The sequence below is a fragment of the Bradyrhizobium sp. LMG 9283 genome, assembly GCF_045571415.1.
Classification (GTDB): Bacteria; Pseudomonadota; Alphaproteobacteria; order Rhizobiales; family Xanthobacteraceae; genus Bradyrhizobium.
Genome location: NZ_CP120691.1, coordinates 1825537 through 1842962, shown reverse-complemented (window position 1 = coordinate 1842962; position 17426 = coordinate 1825537). Strand labels below are relative to the sequence as shown.

Annotated in this window: 14 protein-coding genes; 9 read left to right on the top strand and 5 right to left on the bottom strand. The window is 64.3% G+C overall.

The features are described 5' to 3' along the window. Window positions 1-13: 13 nt before the first annotated feature. Window positions 14-2164 (top strand): CHASE2 domain-containing protein, encoded by a 2151-nt coding sequence (locus P6U29_RS08615; RefSeq protein WP_407117190.1) that lies wholly within the window; start codon window positions 14-16, stop codon window positions 2162-2164. A gap of 185 nt (window positions 2165-2349) precedes the next feature. Here P6U29_RS08615 and pobA read toward each other — a convergent pair whose 3' ends face one another. Beyond that, a complete protein-coding gene (gene pobA / locus P6U29_RS08610) occupies window positions 2350-3522 on the bottom strand; it encodes a 4-hydroxybenzoate 3-monooxygenase (protein ID WP_407117189.1) in 1173 nt (390 codons plus the stop codon). Window positions 3523-3572: 50 nt separating this feature from the next. On the opposite strand from pobA, the gene P6U29_RS08605 reads away from it, so the two are divergent. Then, window positions 3573-4478 carry a helix-turn-helix domain-containing protein gene (locus tag P6U29_RS08605; RefSeq protein WP_407117188.1) on the top strand — a complete coding sequence of 302 codons (906 nt, stop codon included), beginning with the start codon at window positions 3573-3575 and terminating at the stop codon, window positions 4476-4478. 33 nt (window positions 4479-4511) lie between these two features. Here P6U29_RS08605 and P6U29_RS08600 read toward each other — a convergent pair whose 3' ends face one another. Then, window positions 4512-4901 (bottom strand): SPW repeat protein, encoded by a 390-nt coding sequence (locus P6U29_RS08600; RefSeq protein WP_407117187.1) that lies wholly within the window; start codon window positions 4899-4901, stop codon window positions 4512-4514. Window positions 4902-5312: 411 nt separating this feature from the next. Between P6U29_RS08600 and P6U29_RS08595 the strand changes: the two genes are divergently transcribed. Continuing rightward, window positions 5313-5924: an NYN domain-containing protein gene (locus P6U29_RS08595; RefSeq protein WP_407117186.1), complete on the top strand. Its 612-nt coding sequence runs from the start codon at window positions 5313-5315 to the stop codon at window positions 5922-5924. 24 nt (window positions 5925-5948) lie between these two features. On the opposite strand, the gene pcaG is transcribed toward P6U29_RS08595, so the two are convergent. Both pcaG and pcaH read right to left on the bottom strand, forming a co-directional pair. Next, complete coding sequence (pcaG, locus tag P6U29_RS08590; protein WP_407117185.1) at window positions 5949-6575, bottom strand: protocatechuate 3,4-dioxygenase subunit alpha; 627 nt, start codon at window positions 6573-6575, stop codon at window positions 5949-5951. Window positions 6576-6579: 4 nt separating this feature from the next. Continuing rightward, complete coding sequence (gene pcaH / locus P6U29_RS08585; protein ID WP_407117184.1) at window positions 6580-7368, bottom strand: protocatechuate 3,4-dioxygenase subunit beta; 789 nt, start codon at window positions 7366-7368, stop codon at window positions 6580-6582. A gap of 94 nt (window positions 7369-7462) precedes the next feature. Between pcaH and P6U29_RS08580 the strand changes: the two genes are divergently transcribed. The 4 genes from P6U29_RS08580 to P6U29_RS08565 all read left to right on the top strand — a co-directional run bounded on the left by P6U29_RS08580 (window position 7463) and on the right by P6U29_RS08565 (window position 12708). Continuing rightward, the gene (locus P6U29_RS08580) at window positions 7463-8392 is read left to right on the top strand and encodes a LysR family transcriptional regulator (protein WP_407117183.1); all 930 of its coding nucleotides are present in this window, start codon (window positions 7463-7465) and stop codon (window positions 8390-8392) included. A gap of 91 nt (window positions 8393-8483) precedes the next feature. Continuing rightward, window positions 8484-9788, top strand: a complete 1305-nt coding sequence (gene pncB, locus P6U29_RS08575) for a nicotinate phosphoribosyltransferase (RefSeq protein WP_407117182.1) — start codon at window positions 8484-8486, stop codon at window positions 9786-9788. A 130-nt stretch (window positions 9789-9918) separates the two neighbouring features. Continuing rightward, a complete protein-coding gene (locus P6U29_RS08570) occupies window positions 9919-11106 on the top strand; it encodes an IS481 family transposase (protein ID WP_407112701.1) in 1188 nt (395 codons plus the stop codon). Window positions 11107-11412: 306 nt separating this feature from the next. Further along, window positions 11413-12708 carry a GGDEF domain-containing protein gene (locus P6U29_RS08565; protein ID WP_407117181.1) on the top strand — a complete coding sequence of 432 codons (1296 nt, stop codon included), beginning with the start codon at window positions 11413-11415 and terminating at the stop codon, window positions 12706-12708. 15 nt (window positions 12709-12723) lie between these two features. Here P6U29_RS08565 and P6U29_RS08560 read toward each other — a convergent pair whose 3' ends face one another. Then, window positions 12724-13344 carry a TetR/AcrR family transcriptional regulator gene (locus P6U29_RS08560; RefSeq protein ID WP_407117180.1) on the bottom strand — a complete coding sequence of 207 codons (621 nt, stop codon included), beginning with the start codon at window positions 13342-13344 and terminating at the stop codon, window positions 12724-12726. Window positions 13345-13395: 51 nt separating this feature from the next. On the opposite strand from P6U29_RS08560, the gene P6U29_RS08555 reads away from it, so the two are divergent. Together P6U29_RS08555 and P6U29_RS08550 are read left to right on the top strand one after the other, a co-directional pair. After that, window positions 13396-13662, top strand: coding sequence for a hypothetical protein (locus P6U29_RS08555; protein ID WP_407117179.1), 267 nt, complete (start codon window positions 13396-13398; stop codon window positions 13660-13662). A gap of 347 nt (window positions 13663-14009) precedes the next feature. Next, the gene (locus P6U29_RS08550; RefSeq protein WP_407117178.1) at window positions 14010-17414 is read left to right on the top strand and encodes an acyl-[ACP]--phospholipid O-acyltransferase; all 3405 of its coding nucleotides are present in this window, start codon (window positions 14010-14012) and stop codon (window positions 17412-17414) included. Window positions 17415-17426: the final 12 nt, after the last annotated feature.

Below are 17426 nucleotides of genomic sequence, written 5' to 3'. Positions count from 1 at the left end.
CGGCGACAGCACGATGCGGCGGATCGGCAGGCGCGACATCGTTGCGGCGATCCTGATCGCGCTTCTTGCGGGCGCGGTCTTCACGTCATCACCGCTTCAGACGCAGCAGGGTCTCTCCCTCGACATCCTCACGGCGCTGCGTGGCAAGATCATTGGCGATCGCCGCGATCCCGCGACGTCACCGGTCGTCGTGGTGGCGATCGACGGCGAGACCTACGACACGCCACCCTTCAAGGGCTCGCCGACGCAGACCTGGACACGCGAGATCGGCCGGGTGCTCGGGAGCATCACTGAGGGCGGCGCCAAGGTGATCGGCTTCGACGTCATCTTTCCGAGCTCGATCGAGCAGTCCGAGATTCCCTTTGGCGAGGCGTCGTTCGGCAGCCGCGTGACGGGATTTGACCGGGACTATCTGATTGCGCTTAGGCGACTCTCCGACGGCGGCAAGCTCGTGCTCGGCGAGATTCTGAGCAACGACCACCCGGACAGGCCCGATCGCGCGCAGCAGCTGGCGGTGAAGAACAATGTCCGCGCTCTCAACGTCCACACCGACCCCGACGACGTGATCCGGCGGATGCCGCTGAGCTTCTCCATCGACGGCAAGCCGGTGCCTGCAATGGCGGTCGAGCTCGCCGCGCGCGCGCTCGGTGTCAAGCCCGAGACCGACCCGACCGGCGTGACGAACTTATCCGGCTATGCCATTCCCAGCGCAGTGCCCAACACGCTCACGCTCAATTTCCGCGGCCTTGGCCGCGACGTCCCGGCCTATTCATTCGCCGACCTGCGCGCCTGCGTCGAGAAAGGAGACGTCGATTTCTTCCGCCGCGCCTTCGAGGGCAAGATCGTGCTGCTTGGCACCATCCTCAATTTCGATGACCGCAAGCTCACATCAATGCGCCTGGCCGGCGGATATGACGGAACATCGACTGCGCGCTGCGCCCTGCCCGCACCTGCGAGCACCGCGCGGCAAGCTCGCAACGCGGTCGCCGGCGTCTTCGTCCACGCCACGGCCGTGCGAAATCTGCTCGAGCATGATGCCGTCACCGAGCTCGGCGCCCCGTGGCGACCGGCCCTCACGATTCTGTTCGCGGCAATCGTTGCCGGCGCCGCCTGCCTGCTTGCTCCGACCGGTGCAGCGATCACCTGGCTTGCGCTCACCATTGCCTACACCGCTGTCGCCGTCAGCACATTCGCGCACGCCATCGCGCTGCCGCTGACCGAGCCTACGCTAGCGAGTCTCGCCGCGCTCGCCATGATGATCGGCTATCGCTTCGTGCTGGCCGATCGCGACGAACGTTTCCTGCGCAAGAGCTTTGCGCTCTATCTCGCGCCCGAGGTGATCGAGACCATGGTCGCCTCCGGCAAGATGCCGGCGCTCGGCGGCGAGATACGCAACGTCACGATGTTCTTCTCCGACCTCAGCGGTTTCTCCTCGATCGCAGAGACGATGACGCCGGGCGAGCTGGTCACGCTGATGAACGAATATCTCTCCGCCATGACCGATATCATCGAGGGCCATGGCGGTTACGTCGACAAATATATCGGCGATTCCATCGTCGCCATGTTCGGCGCGCCCGCCGACGATCCCGCGCACGCACGCAATGCCGTCCGCGCGGCACTGAAATGTCATGAGAGGCTGGCGGAGCTCAATGCCGGCCATCCCGCCTTCGCCGGCCACGGCCTGTCGCATCGCATCGGGCTCAACAGCGGCGAAGCCGTGGTCGGCAATATCGGCTCGCGGCGCCGCTTCAACTACACCGTGATGAGCGATACCGTGAACGTCGCCTCGCGGCTCGAAGGCGCCAACAAATATTACGGCACCGCCATCATGGCATCGGAAGCGACGGTCGCGCAGACCGGCGACACATTCGCCTGGCGCGAGCTCGATGCGATCAGGGTGATGGGACGCGGCGAAGCGATCAGGGTGTTCGAGCCGCTGGCGGAGACGGGCGCGGAGACTGCCGCGCAGGCGAAGGTCGCCGCGGCGTATGCCGAGGGGCTGACGTGCTGGCGGGCAAGGGAGTTTGCGAAGGCGACGGACGCGTTCGAAAGAATGGCAGAATCCGACCCAGCGTCAGCGCTGTTCTCGAAGCGCGCGAGGGTGTTTGCTTCAAGTCCACCCCCGTCGGATTGGACACCGGTCAACACGTTGGAAGGGAAGTAGTGGCTTGCTATCCTCCCCTGAAGGGGGCCTGGAGGGGGAGGGTCGGCTCACATTGAGCGCAGCGAAATGTGAGACGGGGTGGGGTGACAGACTGTCCACCGAGATAGTACGCGTGGAGAGATCATCCCACCCCGCTCGCGCTTCGCGCGATCGCCCCTCCCTCTCAAGGGGGTAAAAGAGGCACCCTAGAACGGCAGGCCCACGTAGTTCTCCGCGAGCAGGCGCTGCGCTGTCTCGGACGAGAGCAGATAGTCCAGCTCCGTCTGTTGCAGCCGATCCTCGTATTCGATCCGGTCGGGGAAACGATGCAGCAGCATCGTCATCCACCAGGAGAAGCGTTGCGCCTTCCAGATCCGCGCCAGCGCCTTGGCGGAATAGCCTTTGAGGCCGGAATCATCACCGTGCTCATAGTGCGCGAGCATGGCGTGGTAGAGATAGTAGATGTCGGAGGCGGCGCTGTTCAGCCCGCGCGCGCCGGTCGGCGGCACGATGTGAGCGGCATCGCCGGCGAGGAACAGCCGGCCATAGCTCATCGGCTCGGCGACGAAGCTGCGCAGCGGCGCGATGCTCTTCTCGATCGACGGTCCCGTGATCAGGCGGCCTGCGACCTCCGCTGGCAGGCGGCGCTTCAGCTCGGCCCAGAACGCATCGTCGCTCCAGTCCTCCACCTTGTCGGTCAGCGGCACCTGGATGTAGTAGCGGCTCAGCACCTGCGAGCGCAGGGAGCAGAGCGCAAAGCCGCGCTCGTGCTTCACATAGATCAGCTCGGGCGACACCGGTTTGGTGCGCGACAGCACCCCCAGCCAGCCGAACGGATAGACCTTTTCATATTCACGCAGCACGTCCTTCGGGATCGATTTGCGGCTGACACCGTGAAAACCGTCGGCGCCGACGATGTAGTCGCAATCGACGCGGATCGTTTCACCATTCGAGCGATAGGTCACATAGGGCCGGTCGGATGTCAGATCGTGCGGCGTCACATCCTCGGCGTTGTGCACGACCTTGCCGCCGAGCCGGTCGCGGGCCTCGTAGAGGTCGCGCGTCAGCTCGGTCTGGCCGTAGACCAGCACCGAATTGCCGCCGGAATGCTTGTGCAGGTCGATATGGGACAGCGCGCCATCATCGGCGATCTCGAACCCCCGGTGGATCTCGCCCTCGCGGTCCATCCGCTCGCCGCACTGCGCTTCGCGCATCAGTTTTGCAAAACCGTGCTCGAGCACGCCGGCACGGATCCGGGCCAGCACGTGATCGCGGCTGTATTTCTCCAGCACGACCGTATCGATGCCCTTGAGGTGCAGGAGTTGCGAGAGCAGCAGCCCGGACGGCCCGCCGCCGATGATACAGACCTGAACTTTCATTTTTGCGTCCTCTCGTCGGCGCTTTTTTGCAGAATCAGGGCTGCAAACCGATGGAGGGTTTCGTCATTATCTTGTACTATTCGAACATGAAAAACGCCGCCCCTGCCCCGCCGATCCGGGTCTACAATCTGTTCGGCGAGTCCGGAGATCTGCCTGATGTCGTGCATTGCGAGACGATCGCGTCCCGCTCGGTGCTGCATGACTGGATGCTGGCCGTGCACCGCCATGCCCGGCTGCACCAGGTGCTGCTGATCGAGCGCGGCGGCGGCGAGGCGACACTCGACGGGCGCGTGGTGCCCTTGAGGCCGATGCAGATCGTCAACGTGCCTGTCGGCCACGTCCACGGCTTCCGCTTCGTGCCTGATACCCAGGGCTGGGTACTGACGATCGCGGCGGAGATTCTGGACGAGGCGTTGCTCTCGGCCGAGGGCCTGCGCGGTGTCCTGTCGCAATCGGGCGTGGTGCGCGGCACGCCGCAGATCCGCGCCATCATGAAGCAGATCTTCGCCGAACACGCCGCTCGCGATTTCGGCCGTGCGCACGTGCTTCGCGCCTTGTCGGCGGCCATGATCGGGCTCGTGGCACGCGCACTCACGGGCGAGCGCGGCGGCAACGGTACCGCGCAAAGCGGATTATTCCGCCGCTTCGAGGCACTGCTGGAGCAGCATCATTTGGAGCGCTGGAGCGTCGCCGATTATGCCAAGGCGCTGTCGGTGACCCCAACGCATCTCAACCGGATCACGCGGGCGGCGACCGGCGACACCGCCTCGCATCTCATCCTCAATCGCCTGATCCGCGAGGCGCGGCGCAACCTCGTCTACACCAACCTGCCGGTCTCGACGATCGCCTACGCGCTCGGATTCGAGGATCCCGCCTATTTCAGCCGGGTCTACGCCGGAGCCACGGGCGTATCGCCGCGCGCCTTCCGCGCGCAGCTCCATGACAGCGAAAGCTGAGGCCCCGGATGCCAGACCTCCAAGCGTCGCATTCTACTCGCGCGCGCTTTCCTGCCCGGCGTGGATCGGCTCTTCCTCGGGATGCCGCTTCTCGTAATGTAGGAAGAGATCGAGTAGCGCCAGAAACACGATGACGGCACCGAAGCCGATGCTGAGGTGCATCGCGCGTGTGTGCGGGAAACCAAGCAACCAAGGCGACACGATGAGCCAAAGGCCCATCAGAACGTTGAGCCACTCCTCCCAATCCCGATAGGCGATGATAGCAGCCAGCGACAGGATGGCGATGATCGCGCTCGTTACCCAGAGGTCGATCTTGCCCTGGCTGATCGTCAACTTGAACAGCCACGGGGATATGAAGAGTACAGCGGCGAGAAACAGATTGTAAACGTCAGGGACAGTTTCGCGCTCTTGCAACCTGCTCATGACACACCTCTCCACGGGGATATGTCGAAGGAAGCATTCGCCAGCGCTTTGGTTCCGGATCAACGCGCTTCGCAGGATAGACTTTGGTCGCAGGCCGTGGTGCGAGCCGATCGTCTCGATCGCGTCTTCGCATCCACTTACCTTCGTATAGAGCGTCCAACCCTTTGGATGGAGGCCGTTTACCTCCGTACAATTGCACCAGAACCACGCGCGCCTTAGCGTCACTGCATTCGGCGCCCTGGCGCTGGTGGCATGGAACCTCCCTAACCTCGGCGCAAGGCGGCCAACCCTGTCCGGTCGTCTGCGCCGCTTTTTCAGCAAGCCATCGGCGCCTGCAGTATTTCCGGCCGACACACCGCGCCATGTCGGCTCGATCGTCAGCTTTCGGGTCGACCTGGGGATTTGTACATAATGTCTTCGTTTGGGAAGATCGCGCTCTTCATCGATGGCTCCAATCTCTACGCCACCGCCAAGGCGCTCGGCTTCGACATCGATTACAGGCGCCTGCTCGGTGAATTTCAGAGCCGAGGTACGCTGCTTCGCGCCTTCTACTACACGACCGTCATCGAGGATCCGGAATATACGTCGATCCGCCCGTTGATCGATTGGCTCGACTACAACGGATACACCGTCGTCACCAAGCTCACCAAAGAATTCGTCGACGCCACAACCGGCCGCCGCAAAGTGAAAGGCAGCATGGATGTGGACCTCGCCGTAAGCGCGATGGAGCTCGCCCAGCATGTCGATCAGATCGTGCTGTTCTCGGGCGATGGGGATTTCCGTTCACTGGTTCAGGCCTTGCAGCGCCGCGGTGTCCGCGTGACGGTCGTCTCCACACTCTCCACTCAGCCGCCCATGGTCGCCGACGACTTGCGCCGGCAGGCGGACGTCTTCATTGATTTGGTGGAGTTGAAACCCAAAGTGGGGCGCGATCCGCCCGACCGGCCGGGGTCGCGCGAGCTGCGGCAGCCGCCGCAATTCCTCGCGCGCGGAACGATCAAACGCGACGACCGGGTCGAGTGACCCTGCGAGACGACCGCCGGATACTCACACGTCGAAGAACACCGTCTCCTCCGGCCCCTGCAAATTGATCGTGAAGGTGTACACGACCTTGCCGGCGCGCTCGCTGCGCTTTGCGATCAGCGTCGCGCGCCGGGCCGGCTGCTCGATCAGGTTGAGCACGGGATCGGCGGCATTGGCGGCCTCTTCGTCCGAGAAATAGAGCCGCGTGTTGAGGCCGATGTTGATGCCGCGCGCGACGATCCAGAGATTGACGTGCGGCGCACATTTGCGGCCAGTCTTGTCGGTGATCGCGCCCGGCTTGATGGTCTCGAAGGTGACGAGGCCGCTGTCGAAGTCGGAGCCGGCGCGGCCCCAGCCGCGAAACTCTTCCTCCAGCGCACCGGCCGAACGCTCGGCCGGATGGTTGTAGCGACCGTTCGCATTGGCCTGCCAGATCTCCAGCAGCACGTCCCGCAACGGCGAGCCGGCGCCATCGAGCACCTTGCCCTCCAGCGTGATGCGTTCGCCCTTGGTGTTCGGCGTCACCAGAACGTTGGAGAAGTTCTTCTCGAAGATGTCGAAGCCGGCCATCGCCGGGATCAGGCCGATATGGACGTACGGGCCTGCCGTCTGCGAGGCGGTTTCCTTGAGATAGTTGAGCGGCTGCGGCATGGACTTAGTTCCCCGCGGTGCGGTTTTCGAAATAGGTGGAGCGCTGGCCACGCAGGACGATGTCGAAGCGGTAGGCCAGCGAGTCGAACGGCGTCGAGGCGTTGAGGTCGAGCGGCGCCACCAAGCGATCGAGCGCATCCTTGTCCGGGATCGTCGTCAGGATCGGGCAGACCGGGATCAGGGGATCGCCCTCGAAATACATCTGCGTGATCAAGCGCTGGGCGAAGCCCGAGCCGAACACCGAGAAATGGATGTGGGCGGGCCGCCAGCTGTTGACGTAGTTGCGCCAGGGATATGGGCCCGGCTTCACGGTGCGGAAGTAATAGTAGCCGGTATCGTCGGTGAGCGCGCGGCCGCAGCCACCGAAATTCGGGTCGATCGGCGCCACATAGGTGTCCTTCTTGTGCCGATAGCGGCCGCCGGCATTGGCTTGCCAGAACTCGACCAGCGTGTTCGGCACACCGCGGCCGGTCTCGTCCAGAACGCGGCCATGGACGATGATGCGCTCGCCGACAGGATCGCCGTCCTTGGCGTAATTGCGGATCAGATCATTGTCGAGCGGGCCGAGATCATTGTGCCCGAACACCGGCCCCGTGATCTCCGAGATCGAGTTCTCCAGCGACAGCAGCGCCTGGCGCGGCGAGCGCAGCACCGAGGATTTGTACCCCGGCGCATGCGCCGGCGGATGAATCGAATGATCACGCTGAAAGAAGCCGCCATCGCCGAGCGGCGGCGTAAAGGGCTCGGGTCGGTTGAGGCGGGGATCCTGCAAGGCTGGCGCCTGGACATTCATCGGCGTTGTCTCTTCCTGAAGCGCCCAGGTCTGGGGCGCGGCTTACCGGAAGATGATGGGCCGGACTATTCCGCAGATAAATAGATCGATTATAATGTATTGCATGAAGGAAATCGATCATTTGGCCCTCGACGGCCATGCCCTCGAACTGTTCCTCGCGGTGCTGGAGGAAGGTTCGGTGACGGCGGCGGCTACGCGGCTCGGCCTGACGCAATCTGCGGTCAGCCACGCCCTAAACAAGCTGCGGCGCATCGCCGGCGATCCGCTGTTCGCCAAGTCCGGCCGTGGCATCGTTGCGACGGCTCATGCCCAGGCGCTGGCCGACAAGGCACGCGCGCTGATCGATGAGATGCGCAGCTTTGCCGGCGGCGTCAGCTTCGCGCCGGCCCAGGCCCAGCTGTCGCTGACGATCGCCGCCAACGACTTCCAGCGCGACCTGTTGCTGCCACGGTTCTTCGATCACGTCGCCGCACAAGTGAAGAGCTTGAACCTGCGCGTGATCCCCTCGCAATCGCCCTCGCCGGCGATGCTGCGCGAGAACCGCTGCGATCTCCTGATCACGCCGCTGCCGCCATCCGGCGTCGATATCGTGCAGAAGCGGCTGCTGAGGGATCACTACGTCTGCTACTACGATGCAAAGGCACGTGCCGCGCCGGCGAGCCGCAACGCTTATCTCGCGGCGCGTCACGTCACCGTGGTCTATACAGATAATGAGCGGCTCGACTTCGACCGCCGGCTGGCAGCGAACGGGCTCCACCGCGACATCGCGATCTCCGTGCCGAGCTTCTCCGGCGTGCCGTCGTTCCTGCGCGGCTCGCAGATGCTTGCGAGCATGCCGAGCCTGCTCGCATCCGGCGTGATGCGCGGTTTTGCGCAAACGCCGATACCGCTCGCGTCCCGCGCGCGGACGCTGGCCGAACTGCCGATGTTCATGGTCTGGCACCAGCGCTACCAGAAAGACCCGGCCCATCGCTGGGTCAGGAGCCAACTCGAGGCCGTGGCGGCGACGGCCGCCAAGACCTGATATTAAGTTCTGATGTCAGGTGCCGTCGTCTGCAAGACTGCCTTTCCCAAACCCACTGGTTGCGCAAAGGGAGCCGCGCTAAAATCCCGTCATGACAGTGACCGACATTGCGAGCCGGACCTACAATCACAGCTGGCGGCTGGATCCCATCATCCGCAGCCTGCTTGATACCGACTTCTACAAGCTATTGATGTTGCAGATGATTCGGGAGGATTACCCGAGTCAGCAGGTGACCTTCTCGGTCATCAACCGCTCGCGCCATGTGCGGCTCGCCGAGATCATCGACGAGGGCGAGCTGCGCGCCCAGCTCGACCACGCCCGCACGATCCGCTTCAGCAAGAAAGAGCTGATCTGGCTCGCCGGTAATACCTTCTACGGCAAGACCCATATGTTCTCGGCGGACTTCATCCGCTGGCTGGCGGAATTCCGCTTGCCTGAGTACGAGCTGCGCAAGGTCGAAGGCCAGTACGAGCTGCATTTCCATGGCCCCTGGACCCACACCACGATGTGGGAGATTCCGGCGCTTGCGATCCTCAACGAGCTGCGCTCGCGTGCGGCGATGAAGGGCAGCGGCCGCTTCGAGCTCGACGTGCTCTACGCCCGTGCCAAGGCCAAGCTGTGGACCAAAGTCGAACGGCTGCGGAAGCTCGAGAACTTGCGGCTCTCCGACTTCGGCACCCGCCGCCGTCACGGCTTCCTCTGGCAGCGCTGGTGCGTCGAGGCGGTGAAGGAAGGCCTGGGCTCGTCCTTCATCGGCACCTCCAACGTGTTGCTCGCGATGGACAACGATCTCGAAGCCATCGGCACCAACGCGCACGAGTTGCCGATGGTCGCAGCCGCGCTCGCCAGGGACGACGAGGAATTGCGCTGGGCGCCTTACCGGGTTCTCGACCAGTGGCGCCAGACCTATGGCGGCAACCTCCTGATCGCGCTGCCCGACGCCTTCGGCACAAAGGCCTTCCTGCGCGATGCGCCGGAATGGGTCGCCGACTGGACCGGCTTCCGCCCCGACAGCGCGCCGCCGATCCAGGCCGGCGAGGAGATCGTCGCCTGGTGGCAGAAGAAGGGCCGCAACCCCAAGGACAAGCTGCTCGTCTTTTCCGACGCGATGGACGTCGGCTCGATCGAGGAAACCTATCATCACTTCGCCGGTCGCGTGCGGCTCTCCTTCGGCTGGGGCACCAACCTCACCAACGACTTCGTCGGCTGCACGCCGGACGGCTCGTTCAATCTCGATCCGATCTCGCTGGTCTGCAAGGTCTCGTCGGTCGACGGCCATCCGGCCGTCAAGCTCTCCGACAATCCGGAGAAAGCGACCGGCCTTCCCTCGGAGATCGAGCGTTACCTGCGCGTGTTCGGCGACGCCGGTCGCGTGCGCAAGCCGGTGCTGGTGTAGAGCACGTAATTTGGCTCGGCGCTGTCCGTGGTTCACCTCTCCCCGACGGGGTGTTCGGACCGGGGACATAGTGGACGGGTGTTCGGAGACATCGTGGACACTTTCGGCAGCGAATCAAGGAGGCTGTCGGATGCCGTTCCGCGAGGTATCTCGGATGGACGCGAGATTGGAGTTTGTGATGTTGGCCTCGGAGGAAGGAGCCAATGTTCGGCAATTGTGTCGTCGGTTCGGCATCAGCCCGACGACCGGCTACAAGTGGCTGGAGCGATGGCAATCGGCCGGGATCAATGGGCTTCAGGAGCAGTCGCGTCGACCGCAGCGTTCGCCGGCGCGCAGTGTTGCGGCGATCGAGGATGCCGTGCTCTCGGTGCGAGCCGAGCATCCGGCTTGGGGTGGGCGCAAGATCGCCAGGCGACTGAAGGATCTGGGGCGGGACGCCGTTCCGGCGCCTTCGACGGTCACGGCGATCTTGAAGCGACATGGGATGGAACTGGGCAAGTTCGGCGGCGGTTCGCCCGCCTTCACCCGTTTCGAGCGGTCGCGGCCGAACGAGTTGTGGCAGATGGACTTCAAGGGCCACGTGGCCTTGCATGTCGGCCGGCTTCATCCGCTGACCGTGCTCGACGATCACTCGCGCTTTTCGGTGGCACTGGCGGCGTGCGCCGACGAGCAGACCGAGACGGTCAGGCAGCATCTCATCGCGGCTTTCCGCCGTTACGGCCTGCCCGAGAGACTGATCACCGACAACGGCTCGCCCTGGGGCGACGGTCCGGGCAGCCCATTCACCCCGCTCGGGGTTTGGCTGATCGAGCATGGCATCAAGATCAGCCATTCGCGGCCCTATCATCCGCAGACCATGGGCAAGGACGAACGCTTCCACCGTAGCCTCAAGGCCGAAGTGTTGTCGGCTCCTTCCTTCACCGATATTGCCGCCGCCCAGCGTGCTTTCGAGCGATGGCGCACGGTCTACAACACGCAACGGCCGCACGAAGCGCTCGAGCTCGCCGTGCCGGCCAGCCGCTATCAGCCGAGCCCGCGCGACTATGTCGAGACCGTCGCACCCTTCGAATACGCACCAGGCGACGCCGTGCGCCGCGTCCAACAGGGCGGGCACGTCAGCTTCCTCGGCCGCAACCTCAAAGTCCCCAAGGCCTTCCGCGGCAAAGCAGTCGCGTTCCGGCCAACCACACAAGACGGCGTCTTCGACGTCGTCTTCAGAACCCAGCTCATCGCAACCGTCGACATCCGGCCTCTCGACGGAACGACCGAAAGTGTCCACGATGTCTCCGAACACCCGTCCACTATGTCCCCGGTCTGAACACGGGGAGAGGTGAACCGAGCCGTGTGCGCATCGATTCAACCAAGACTCATCCTGCTATGGTCCGCGGCCACCGCCTTCGATCGAGTAAACCGCGCACGATGAATGCGAGGCATTGGTTCGCCGATGCCACGCCAGTTCCGGTCGACCGGCATTTGAAGCGATCTGCGCGCATCCACTTCACGGCACCTTCACCCTGCAGCGCAGTCGCTCGCGTTTTTCCCGTCGGTTAAGCAACATTCTCCTCTACTTCCGTTGCAGGCGCAACGCTCCGCTGGGATCGTTGATCGATTTGGGGAACGCAGGGTGTCTCGCAGAACAGCGACTTCGACGAAGGGACATAGTTTCCTTCGCGTCATCAAGCTCGTCTCGCCTTTCGTGCTGGTCGTCGTGCTCCAGGCGGCTGTTGCGGGATTCAGCCTCGAGGTGATGTCCTCGGTCCGCGCCTATGTCGCCGGCGAAGCGTTGTGGTCGCGCTCGCAGAAGAACGCCGTCTATTTCCTCAATCGCTATCTGCATTCGGGCGAGCCGAGCCAGTTCGCGCAATATCAGGCCGCGCTCTCAGTTCCCATCGGCGACGAGTTCGCGCGCTGGGCGCTCGGGCGCGATCCGATCGACGTCGAGACCGCCCGCATCGGCTTTCTGCAAGGCGGCAACCATCCCGATGACGTACCGGGCCTGATCTGGCTGTTTCGCTACTTCAACCGCGTCAGCTTCCTTCAGGACGCGATCCGCGAGTGGGCTGCCACCGATCCCATGCTGCTTGAGCTCAGCATCTTCGGCGAGGTCATCCGCTCCGAGCTGGAGAACGGTCCCATTCAGGACGACGGCCGCATGCAATTCCTGTCGTCGCGACTCTCGGAGCTCAACACGCAGTTCACCGTGCACGCCACCGTCCTCGGCGAGGGCTCCCGTGCCATCAAGGCGACGCTGACGTTCGTCAACATCGTCACCGCCGCAATGCTGATCCTGCTCCTGATCTGGCACACGCGCCGATTGGTGCTGCAGCGACAGACCTTCGAAGACGCCCTGCATGCCGAGAAGGAGCGCCTCGCCTGGCAGGCATCGCACGATTGGCTCACCGGACTCGCCAATCGCCGCGCCTTCGAAGCGCGACTGCAAGGCGAGCTGGACAATGCCGCGGCAGGTCCGCTCACCCTGATCCTGCTCGACCTCGACCAATTCAAGAACGTCAACGACAGTTGCGGCCATCTCGCGGGCGACCGCCTGCTCTGCCAGATCGCACACCTGTTGCAACACGACAGGCAGCCGCTTGATCAGGTGGCCCGGCTCGGCGGCGACGAGTTCGGCCTAATCCTGCCGCAGTGCGCGCCGTCAAACGCCGTCGATATCGCCGAACGGCTGCGACGATCGCTCGAGCTGTTCAGCTTCCCCTGGGACGATCGCTGCTTCACGGTGACCGCCAGCATCGGCATCACCTGCATCGCCGACCGCAACACCACGCTCGAGGACGCGATGCGGCGCGCGGATGCCGCCTGCTACCGCGCCAAGGAAAAGGGACGCAACCGGGTTCAGGTCGAGAACGGAAGACTGGGCGTCGTCGCCGCCGCGCTCCGGCCGCGCAAAGCAGCGCGCGCCTGACGCGGCTCGCCGCTGTCATCGCAGCGGCAGAATTCCGAGCCCTCTGAGATGCACGTCGACGAATTGTTCGATCTGCTGGCGCAGCATCTGCGGCGGCACGGCCACCATGCGCTCCTCGAGGCCGAGCGAGATGATGCCATGCACGGCGGAGAACAGCGTGCGCGACAGCAGCGCGATCTTCACGTCATCAGCATCCGGCAATAGCCGCACCAGGGGCGGATGCATCAGCGCGAAAGCATCCATCACCATCTGAAGGATGTCGTCCGGATAGGGGCGATCGTCCTCCATCCGGTGCTCGAACAACGAGCGCAGCAGATTGGCGTGCGCGGCGAAGAAGTCGAGATAGGTCTCGGCAAGCCCATAGAGCTGGCGAACCGGATCCTCGGCAGGAACGCCCCGAAGCCGCGTCGTGAGCGCCTGAACCGTCTCCCGATTGACGGTCAGGATGACGCCGTCGAAGTCGCCGAACTCGTTATAGACGCTGCCGACCGAACAGCCGGCAGCCTCGGCAACGTCCCGAACCTTCAGTGATTTCAGCCCTTTAGCTGAGATAATGCCGCGGGCAATCTCCACGATCTGGAGCCTGCGCCGATATTTTTTTTGGTCGCGCAGCGATTCTTCTTGAACATTGTTCATTTTCAAGCTACTCATGTGAACATTGTTCAAATTAACCCGGAGACCTGGAAAATGCAAACCCTTGCTGTTGATATCGCCGCCACCTTCGTCGATGACGCCACGGCTCTCGTCACCGGCCTCGGCCGGGCCCTGCTGCGGTTCGCGATGGCGCCGATCAATCGCATCGCCAATGCCTGCGACGTTGCCGGCGTGCTCGCCGAGCGGCGGGCGACCTTCCGGATCTGGCGGGCCGATCGCGCCCGTGCACGTCACGAGGGCCGGCGGTTCAGCCTGCTCGGCCGCCTCTCGCCCTTTCGCCACCTCTCCCATCTCACCTGAGGCGCGCACAAGCCGGTCGGCTCGAATGCAAGAGCCGGTTGCAAGGAAGGACTCACCATGTCGGGACGTGCGCGGCCGATCCGGCGGATTTCAGCGGTGCGGTTCAGCTTTTCCTTCATCGCCCGGCGCCATATCCGGGCGAGTGAGGCCGCTCCGCCCGAGCAGGACGCGGCCTCGACCAGATATTTGCGAACCTAACAAGACCACTTGGAGACCAACAGGATCAGAGGACTGAGGGGACAGAGCAGGCCGGCGATGTCGTTATCCTGCACGCGTTCGTCCCAAATGCCTCGGTCGTGACGTCTCACCGACAATGTAACAGGCTGCCTTTCCAAACAGGATTAGTCATGATCAGGGAATTGATGTCGTCACGCCGTTTCGCGCCGCTGTTCTGGGCGCAATTCTTCTCGGCGCTCAATGACAACGTGCTCAAGAACGCTCTCGTCATCATCCTGCTTTACAGCGCGGCAACCGGCCATGGCGATGCCTTGGTGACGGTCGCAGGCGCCGTCTTCATCTTCCCCTATTTCATCCTGTCCGGGCTCGGCGGCCAGCTCGCCGACAAATACGTCAAATCCGTCGTCGCAAGACGGCTCAAATTCGCCGAGATCTTTGCTGCTGGCTTTGCCGCCGCCGGCTTCTTCCTGCATTCGGTACCGCTGCTGTTCGCAGCGCTCGCGCTGTTCGGCACCATCGCCGCGCTGTTCGGCCCGGTGAAATACGCGATGCTGCCGGACCAGCTCGAGCTCGGCGAGCTCGCGACCGGCAACGCTCTCGTCGAAGGCGCCACCTTCATGGCGATCCTGCTCGGCACCGTCGCCGGCGGCCAGTTCGTGGCCGGCTCCGCGCATATGGGCTGGGTCGCATCCGCCGTCGTCGTGCTGGCCCTGCTGTCCTGGGCTTTCGCTTCCCGCATTCCGCAGACCACGCCCTCCGCGCCCGACCTGCCCGTCGATGCCAATCCCTGGACTTCGACGGTCAGCCTGCTCAGGACGTTGCATGCCGACCATCGGCTGTGGGACGGCACCGTGATCGTCTCCTGGTTCTGGCTGGTCGGCGCCATCGTGCTGTCGCTGCTGCCGGCGCTGATCAAGGAGGTTGTCGGTGGTACCGAGGGCGTGGTGACGCTGTGCCTCGCGATCTTCGCGATCGGCATCGCCATCGGCTCGCTGTTTGCCGCCAGCCTCAGCCACGTTCGCCCGAACCTCGCGCTGGTGCCGATCGGCGCGATCATCATGGGTTTTGCCGGCCTCGATCTCGCCTGGGCCATCGCGGTGACCGGCAAGGGCCAGGACATCACCGCGCTCGACTTCGCGACCTCGTTCGCCGGCCTGCGCATGATGGTGGATTTCGTCGCCTTCGCATTCGGCGGCGGCCTGTTCGTCGTCCCGTCCTTCGCTGCCGTGCAGGCCTGGTCGGCTCCGAATGAGCGCGCTCGCATCATCGCCGCCGGCAACGTGCTGCAGGCTGCCTTCATGGTGGTGGGCTCGCTGTTCGTCGCGCTGCTGCAGGCGGGCGGATTGCATGTCGGCTGGATCTTCTTCGGCCTCGGCCTCGCCAGCTTCGGCGCGGTCTGGTTCGTGCTGACCAAGTGGGGCAAGGAAGGCGTGCGCGATTTCGGTGGACTGCTGTTCCGCGCGCTGTTCCGCACGGAAGTGCGCGGGCTCGAAAACCTGCCGCCTCCGGGCACGCGCATGCTGATCGCGCCCAACCATGTCAGCCTGATCGATGGCCCGCTGCTGCACGCCGTACTGCCGATCGATGCGAGCTTCGCGGTCGATACCGGCATCGCCAAGGCCTGGTGGGCCAAGCCGTTCCTGCGGGTGATCAAGCACTACACCATGGATCCGACCAAGCCGCTGGCCGCGCGCGACCTGATCAAGCTCGTGGCCGCGGGCGAGCCTGTCGTCATCTTCCCGGAGGGACGGATCACCGTTTCCGGCTCGCTGATGAAGGTCTATGACGGCACCGCGATGATCGCGGACAAGGCCGACGCCGTGGTCGTGCCGGTCCGCATCGAAGGCGCCCAGCGCTCCCATCTCAGCTATCTCGACAGCAGCCAGATCAAGCGCTCGTGGTTTCCGCGCGTGACGGTCACGATCCTGCCGCCGGTCAAGCTTCCGGTCGATGAAACGCTCAAGGGCAAGGCGCGCCGCAATGCCGCTGGCGCCGCGCTCCAGGATGTGATGATCGACGCCCTGGTGAAGAACGCCATGCTCGATCACTCGCTGTTCGAGGCGCTCGGACACGCTTATCGCGACCGCGACACCGGCAAGGTCATCATCGAGGACGCGCTCGGCACCAAGCTGACCTATCGCAAGCTGATCCTCGGCGCACAGGTTTTGAGCCGCAAGCTCGAAATCGGCACCACGGCCGGCGAGAATGTCGGCGTGCTGCTGCCGAACTCCGCAGGCGTTGCCGTCGTCTTCATGGCGCTGCAAAGCATCGGCCGTGTCCCGGCCATGCTCAACTTCTCGGCTGGCCCGGTCAACGTCCTCGCGGCCATGAAGGCCGCGCAGGTCAAGACCGTGCTGACCTCGAAGGCCTTCATCGAGAAGGGCAAGCTCGACAAGCTGATGGCCGCGATCTCCGCGGAAGCCCGCGTCGTCTATCTCGAGGACGTCCGCGCCTCGATTGGCCTCACCGACAAGATCAAGGGCCTGCTCGCGGGCACGACGCCGCGCGTGCCCCGCCAGGCCAACGATCCGGCCGTCGTGCTGTTCACCTCAGGTTCGGAAGGCACGCCCAAGGGTGTGGTGCTGTCCCACCGCAACATCCTCGCCAACGCGGCGCAGGCGCTGGCGCGGGTCGACGCCAACGCCAATGACAAGGTGTTCAACGTGCTGCCGGTGTTCCACTCGTTTGGACTCACGGGCGGCATGATGATGCCGATGCTCGCGGGCATTCCGATCTACATGTACCCCTCGCCGCTGCATTACCGGATCGTGCCCGAGCTGATCTACCAGACCGGCGCCACCATCCTGTTCGGCACCGACACGTTCCTCACCGGCTACGCCCGGTCGGCGCATGCCTACGACTTCCGCACCCTGCGTCTCGTGATCGCCGGCGCCGAGGCCGTCAAGGACCGGACGCGGCAGGTGTTCATGGAGCGCTACGGCATCCGCATCCTCGAAGGCTATGGCGTCACCGAGACGGCGCCGGTGCTGGCGATGAACACGCCGATGGCCAACCGTCCCGGCACCGTCGGCCGTCTGTCGCCGCTGATGGAAAGCCGCCTCGATCCGGTCCCCGGCATCGAGGAAGGCGGACGCCTCTCGGTGCGCGGGCCGAACGTGATGCTCGGCTACTTGCGCGCCGAAAATCCCGGCGTGCTCGAAAAGCTTCCCGACGGCTGGCACGACACCGGCGACATCGTGGCGATCGACGCCGCCGGCTTCATCACCATCAAGGGCCGCGCCAAGCGCTTTGCCAAGATTGCGGGCGAAATGGTGTCGCTGTCGGCGGTCGAGAGCATCGCAACGACGCTATGGCCGCAGGCCGCCTCGGTCGCCGTGTCGATCCCCGACCAGCGCAAGGGCGAGCGCATCGTGCTGCTGACGACGGAAAAGAATGCCGAGCGCAGCGCGATGCAGGCCCAGGCCAAGACGATCGGCGCCTCCGAGCTGACCGTGCCCGCGACGATCATGGTGGTCGACAAGGTGCCGCTGCTCGGCACCGGCAAGACCGACTATGTCACAGCGACGACGATGGCCCGCGAGCAGGCCTCCGCGACGGAACGCGAGGTGGCGTAAGACGGCGAGCGG

Coding starts and splice junctions, on each gene's coding strand:
- pncB (WP_407117182.1), top strand. CDS start 8,484: ATGACAGTGACCGACATTGCGAGCCGGACCTACAATCACAGCTGGCGG.
- P6U29_RS08555 (WP_407117179.1), top strand. CDS start 13,396: ATGCAAACCCTTGCTGTTGATATCGCCGCCACCTTCGTCGATGACGCC.
- P6U29_RS08600 (WP_407117187.1), bottom strand. CDS start 4,901: ATGAGCAGGTTGCAAGAGCGCGAAACTGTCCCTGACGTTTACAATCTG.
- pcaH (WP_407117184.1), bottom strand. CDS start 7,368: ATGAATGTCCAGGCGCCAGCCTTGCAGGATCCCCGCCTCAACCGACCC.
- pobA (WP_407117189.1), bottom strand. CDS start 3,522: ATGAAAGTTCAGGTCTGTATCATCGGCGGCGGGCCGTCCGGGCTGCTG.
- P6U29_RS08595 (WP_407117186.1), top strand. CDS start 5,313: ATGTCTTCGTTTGGGAAGATCGCGCTCTTCATCGATGGCTCCAATCTC.
- P6U29_RS08580 (WP_407117183.1), top strand. CDS start 7,463: ATGTATTGCATGAAGGAAATCGATCATTTGGCCCTCGACGGCCATGCC.
- P6U29_RS08605 (WP_407117188.1), top strand. CDS start 3,573: ATGGAGGGTTTCGTCATTATCTTGTACTATTCGAACATGAAAAACGCC.
- P6U29_RS08550 (WP_407117178.1), top strand. CDS start 14,010: ATGATCAGGGAATTGATGTCGTCACGCCGTTTCGCGCCGCTGTTCTGG.
- P6U29_RS08560 (WP_407117180.1), bottom strand. CDS start 13,344: ATGAACAATGTTCAAGAAGAATCGCTGCGCGACCAAAAAAAATATCGG.
- pcaG (WP_407117185.1), bottom strand. CDS start 6,575: ATGCCGCAGCCGCTCAACTATCTCAAGGAAACCGCCTCGCAGACGGCA.
- P6U29_RS08570 (WP_407112701.1), top strand. CDS start 9,919: ATGCCGTTCCGCGAGGTATCTCGGATGGACGCGAGATTGGAGTTTGTG.
- P6U29_RS08615 (WP_407117190.1), top strand. CDS start 14: ATGCGGCGGATCGGCAGGCGCGACATCGTTGCGGCGATCCTGATCGCG.